This is a genomic window from Bacteroidota bacterium (assembly GCA_034723125.1).
Classification (GTDB): domain Bacteria; phylum Bacteroidota; class Bacteroidia; order CAILMK01; family JAAYUY01; genus JAYEOP01.
Genome location: JAYEOP010000151.1, coordinates 1 through 3,954 on the forward strand (window position 1 = coordinate 1; position 3,954 = coordinate 3,954).

The 3,954-nt window shown below is 28.7% G+C and carries 4 protein-coding genes; all 4 read right to left on the minus strand.

What is annotated here, in order from left to right; genetic code table 11:
* Positions 1 to 38: 38 nt before the first annotated feature.
* Entirely contained in the window at positions 39 to 422 is a 384-nt protein-coding gene (locus U9R42_04425; protein MEA3495261.1) for a DUF2061 domain-containing protein, read from the minus strand.
* Between the two features lie 94 nt (positions 423 to 516).
* Positions 517 to 1,599 carry a chorismate synthase gene (gene aroC / locus U9R42_04430; protein ID MEA3495262.1) on the minus strand — a complete coding sequence of 361 codons (1,083 nt, stop codon included), beginning with the start codon at positions 1,597 to 1,599 and terminating at the stop codon, positions 517 to 519.
* Positions 1,600 to 1,603: 4 nt separating this feature from the next.
* The gene (aroA, locus tag U9R42_04435) at positions 1,604 to 2,818 is read right to left on the minus strand and encodes a 3-phosphoshikimate 1-carboxyvinyltransferase (protein MEA3495263.1); all 1,215 of its coding nucleotides are present in this window, start codon (positions 2,816 to 2,818) and stop codon (positions 1,604 to 1,606) included.
* Positions 2,815 to 3,861, minus strand: coding sequence for a 3-dehydroquinate synthase (gene aroB / locus U9R42_04440; GenBank protein ID MEA3495264.1), 1,047 nt, complete (start codon positions 3,859 to 3,861; stop codon positions 2,815 to 2,817). The genes aroA and aroB overlap by 4 nt, the downstream gene beginning before the upstream one ends.
* Positions 3,862 to 3,954: the final 93 nt, after the last annotated feature.

Here is a 3,954-nt window from a genome sequence, read left to right on the forward strand (position 1 = left end):
TTTTTTTTTCACTCAAACAAATCAACATAAAACCATTTCTAATTATTTTCCTGAAGTCTTTTTTTGCGGATTTTATTAATTCTTCGTGTGCGATTGTATTTTTTTATCCATCCTGCATTTACCGATTGCCATATTCTTTCGTGTAAATAATAAAGAAAAAGTTTTGAGAATAATTCGATAATCATAACTGATACCGCAATATTCATGGCAGATTTTAAAGCATCATTTTTTGCCTGTTGACGAATTTCTTCACGTAATGCTTTATCAATAATCTCCGCAGGAATTTCTGCTTTTGCAATATGTAAATATACAAAATAAGTAATAGTAAAAGTAGTAACTGATGCAATAACTCTCCATGTAATTGCTTTTACTATACTTCTCCAATGCGATTCATGGTAATCTTTGTGTATGTTTTTTGCCATTTAATAAGTCTCTTTTTATTTGCAAAGATAAAAAAAATGAAAGAAAAGCATTGTTAAAATTGCAAAATCAAAAGGTGTTGGTGATAAAAACAAATCACAATTTTGCTGAACGATTTCTTAATAAATGATCTACAATTACTAAGGCAGCCATTGCTTCAACTACAGCAACAGCTCTTGGAACGATACAGCTGTCATGTCTTCCTTCAAAATTAGCCACTTTAATTTCTTTCCCTTTTATATCAACTAATTTCATGTTTTTACTAATTGTAGGAGTGGGTTTAAATGCTATATTCATATTAATTGTATGCCCTGTTGATATTCCACCTAAAATACCCCCTGCATTATTAATTGTTGTTTTTCCTTTTGACTTTTCTAATAAAAAGTCATCATTATGGTCAGAGCCATTCATAGTTGCAGAATTAAATCCACTTCCTATTTCAAAAGCTTTAGATGCGTTTATGCTCATCATAGCTTTTGCCAAATCGGCTTCAAGCTTGTCAAATACTGGTTCTCCTAATCCTGATGGACAATTATTAATAACACAACTTACAATTCCACCTATGCTATCTCCTTTGCTTTTCACCTCTTTTATTAATGAAAGCATTTTTATAGCAGTTGTTTTATCAGGACATTTTACTTCATTTAAGTATGTTTTTGAAAAATCTAATTCTTCAATATTTTTTTTAATTTCAACATTTCCAATTTTACTAACAAAAGCATTTATTGAAATATTATTTTCTTTTAAAATTAGTTTGGCAATTGCACCCGCTGCGACCCTAACTACTGTTTCTCGTGCAGAAGCTCTTCCTCCACCTCTGTAATCTCTAAAACCGTATTTTTTGTCATAAGTAAAATCAGCATGAGAAAATCTGTATTTATCTTTCAAATATTCATAATCCTCTGAGCGTTGATCCTTATTTTTAATTAATAAAGCAATTGGAGTTCCTGTGGTTTTATTCTCAAAAACTCCTGACAAAACCTCAACTTTATCCTCCTCTTTTCTAGAAGTGCTTATTTCTGATTGCCCTGGTCTTCTTTTCTCTAATTCATTGTTAATAAAATCTTTATCGAAATTTAAACCCGCAGGACAGCCATCAATTACTACTCCTATTGAAGGTCCGTGGGATTCGCCAAATGTGGTAATTTTAAATATTGTTCCAAAAGAATTTCCAGCCATAATATCAATTTTTATTAATTCCAATCTTTTTTAGGTCATTCCAAAATTCAGGATATGATTTTTTAACAACGTCAATATCATCAATAATCAAATTTTTATATTTATAAGCTACTATTGCAAAACTCATTGCAATCCTATGATCATTAAAGGTCTTTATTTTTATTGGTTTTTGCTCAATATCCTTAAAACTTTTACAAAAAATTTCATTCTTAGAAACAGAAAGTTCAGCACCTATTTTTTTTAATTCGCTTGCAAGTACTGCAACTCTGTCTGATTCTTTTATTCGCAGTGATTTTGTTCCTTTTATTTTAAATGGTATTTTTAAGCAACTGCAAACAACTGCAATTGTGGGTATTAAATCGGGATTGGAAGTCAACTCAAATTCAACACTTGTCTTGTCAATTTCTTTTTTTGTTAAAATAATACTATTTTTATCAAAATCTGTTTTCACACCAAGAGGATACATCAGCTTTGAAATTATACTATCACCTTGCCAACTGTTTTCCTGAAAATTTTTAAGTTTTATTTGTGCAGAATTACTGAGTGCTACAAATCCGTAAAAATATGCTGCTGATGACCAATCTGATTCAATAGACAAACTTCTGCTTAAAATATTTTGATTGTTAATTTTTATTTTATTGTTTTGAAAAACTATGTTTACACCAAAATACTCAAGAATTGAAGCAGTCATTTCAATATATTTTAAAGAAACAGTATTGCCTAAAAGTTCAATTGATAAGCCATTCTTTAATTGAGGAGCAATCAACATTAAAGCACTTATAAACTGGCTACTAACTCCAGAATTTACTTTTATATGTCCTCCGTCAAGTTGTTTTCCAATAATTTTTAAAGGTAAAAATCCATCCTTTTTAAGATAACTAATATTTGCACCCATTTCCTTTAAAGCCTCAACCAATTCTTTAACAGGTCTTTGCTTTATCCTATCAATTCCCGTAATTTCCCATTCTCCTTTTGTAACAGAAAAATAAGCAGTAAGAAAACGCATTAGTGTTCCTGCATTTTCAACATTCACATATTTTTTGTTTTCACTTAATATATTACTTAAAAGTACAGTATCAGCAGAATTAGATACGTTTTCAATTTTAATAATTTTAAAGGCATTAATAATTAAAGCACGATTACTAATGCTTTTTGAACCAGGCAATAAAATATTACCTTTTAATATTTTAGTATTTTCATTAAAAGTAATATTTGTCATTCTCTTGTTATTTCTAAAATACTTTCTTTTATTAAATTAGTGTTTACATAGTTGTCTATTGTTGAATTTCCAATTTCCTTAAGCAATGTAAAATTGATTTTTCCATTAACATTCTTTTTGTCAAAAGTCATAGTATTAAGTAAAATATCAATGTCTAGTTCTTTTAAATCTTTCGATGAATAATATTGCTTTAAAAAGACTTTTATCTTCTCAAGTTCTTTTAATCCAAATATTTTATCTGAAATAATACATTCTATTATTAATCCTAACCCAACTGCTTCTCCATGTAAAATATTTTTTTTCTCAGTTGTCATAAAACAAGATTCAATAGCATGACCAATTGTATGCCCGAAGTTCAGTTTTTTACGAATATTTATTTCATAAGGATCTTTTTTTACAATGGATGTTTTAATGGCTATGCATCTTTTTATTGTTTCTGTAGCAATTTTGTTTTTATTGGAAATATTCTCATTTAAAAGTTTGTTCCATAATTTTTTATCTGCAACAAGAGCATATTTTACAATTTCAGCAAAGCCTGAATTAAATTCCCTATTACCTAAAGTTTTTAAAAAATCAGGAAATATTACAACTAACTCAGGCTTGGCAAAGCTTCCGATTTGGTTTTTAGATTTTTTTAAATTTACGCCTGTTTTACCTCCAATAGCTGCATCAACCATTGCTAATAATGTTGTGGGAATATTTACAAAACGAATTCCACGCTTAAAAGTTGAAGCAACAAAAGCACCTATATCAGATACTACACCGCCACCAAGATTTATAAGTAGTGATTTCCTATCCAAAGCATTTGTAAGCATCTGTTCCCAGATTGCCTGACATGTGTTGATATTCTTATGATTTTCACCATTTGGCAAACAAAAAATATTTTTTTTATTAATATGTGGTATATGCTTTAGTAATTTTGGCAAACAATATTTAGAAGTATTTTTATCCACCAAAATAAAAAGAGATGAATATTCTATTTCTTGCAATTTATTTACAAACTCACTAAACTGTTCATCTGGGAAAATTATTGAAGTTTTCAAAATCGTTAATAAAATTTATCTGTTATGGACGGTTCTATAAATACATTTCTTTTAAGAAACAAACATAAATCATTTTTGCAAATATACATATAA

What these genes read in the sequence shown, in the direction of transcription:
- U9R42_04425 (MEA3495261.1), bottom strand. Translation starts at nt 422, where the DNA reads ATGGCAAAAAACATACACAAAGATTACCATGAATCGCATTGGAGAAGT.
- aroC (MEA3495262.1), bottom strand. Translation starts at nt 1,599, where the DNA reads ATGGCTGGAAATTCTTTTGGAACAATATTTAAAATTACCACATTTGGC.
- aroA (MEA3495263.1), bottom strand. Translation starts at nt 2,818, where the DNA reads ATGACAAATATTACTTTTAATGAAAATACTAAAATATTAAAAGGTAAT.